This is a genomic window from Collinsella sp. AF05-9 (assembly GCF_003465595.1).
Lineage (GTDB): Bacteria > Actinomycetota > Coriobacteriia > Coriobacteriales > Coriobacteriaceae > Collinsella.
On sequence record NZ_QSBB01000071.1, the window covers coordinates 1 to 1,545 of the forward strand.

General features: G+C 70.6%; 1 protein-coding gene. It reads right to left on the reverse strand.

All coding sequences use genetic code 11. From position 1 onward, the window contains the following. Positions 1–113: 113 nt before the first annotated feature. On the reverse strand, positions 114–1,280 hold the full coding sequence (locus DWV43_RS09930; protein WP_117818449.1) for an IS110 family transposase: 1,167 nt from the start codon (positions 1,278–1,280) through the stop codon (positions 114–116). Positions 1,281–1,545: the final 265 nt, after the last annotated feature.

Genomic DNA, 1,545 nt, shown 5'->3' on the forward strand with positions numbered 1-1,545 from the left:
TGGGACGTGTCTCTATGGTTTTGTCAACCGCGTGCTTCGCGCCATTTCGGCATGACGCATCCGGGCGCCAGGCGCCCCCGCTCGGTTTCCTCTTTGGTTGATCCCGCCGCCCGCTAGGCCGCGTACGGGACGGCGTCGCGCATGATCGCGTAAATGACCTTGAGCCTCTTCCTCGCGACCGCCTTCAGCGCCTTGCTGTGCCTCATCCCCCTCGCCCTGCACTCCCCGTAGTACCTCCCGAACCTGTTGTCCGTGCCGATGAGGGAGTTGCAGCTGAATATGAGCAGGTTCTTGAGCTGCCTGTTCCCGCCGTGCTGCGGCGACGTCGACCTGATGCTGCTCCCGGAGCGCCTGTCTGACGGCGCCACGCCGCAATAGCTCGCGAGCTCGTCGTGCCCCCTGAACGCGGATATGTCGATCGACGTCACCAGCGCCGCGGCGGTCTTGGGGCCGATCCCGGGCACCGTGAGGAGGCACTCGTAGACCTCGTCTCCCGCCAGCGAGTCGGCCACGAGCGAGTCGAGTTCCTCGATGTCGGCGTCGAGGGAGGCTATCTCCCGGGCGAGTATCCGGACCGCGACGTCCTCGCCGGCCGGGAGCCGCCTTCCCGAGCGCGACGAGGCCAGCAGCGCCTCCCAGAGCCTCCTGGCCCCCGCCGCGGGGGCGCCCGCGCGCCTGGCGGCGTTCGAGAACCTGCGCCAGCCGGCGGCCGAGCACCCGGCGGCCCCGCCGAACTCGGCCAGCATCGACACCTGCCAGCGGCTCGACGGGTCGACCGCGCCCTCGAGCGCGGGGTCGGCCTCGAGCAGGGTCGCGCGCAGCCTGTTCTTCGCGCGGGTCCTGGCGGACGACGCGAACTCGCGCTGCGACGACAGGATCCGAAGCGAGGCGGTCCCCTCGGGCTCCTCGGGCGCCGGTCTGAGGGCGCGGGGCACGCCGAGCGCGGTGCGCGCGATCACCTCGGCGTCGATGGCGTCGGTCTTCGCGATGCCGGGGAACATCCCGCGGGCCTGCTTCTCGGCATATCCGGGCAGGTAGGCGCAGGGGTTCCCATGCGCATGGGCGCGCGCGAGGACCAGTGCGCCGATGTTTCGCTTCTGGTCGACGACGACCAGCGCGCCGGAGCCGGCCCGCTCGAGCAGCCGGTCGATGTCGTCGGGCCTGTTTGCCAGCTCGGCCCTGAAGGCGACGCCCCCTCCCGCGTCGAGCGCGCACGCGCTGTGCGAGCTCTTCCCGACGTCGATCCCCAGGTAGGCCACGGGCGTCTCTGCTGCTGGCATGGTGTATCCTCTCCCTTGAGCCGGCCGTTAGCCGCGGAAGCGACACCCACATTACCCGGCCGTGGCCCGGTCCGGGCCCGGCACATCTCTATCAGTCGTTCCCCGCGGCCCCTCCCGCCCCGGCGGCAACACGTCCCGGGCCCTCTACGGGGCAGGGGCTGACGGCCGTCCGGGGCGGTCGGCCAGCGACCACCGGTACGGCTCAATCGTATAACCGTGCAACGGAAAAGAGCCGCCCTTTCGGACGACTCAAACTGTAATGGGG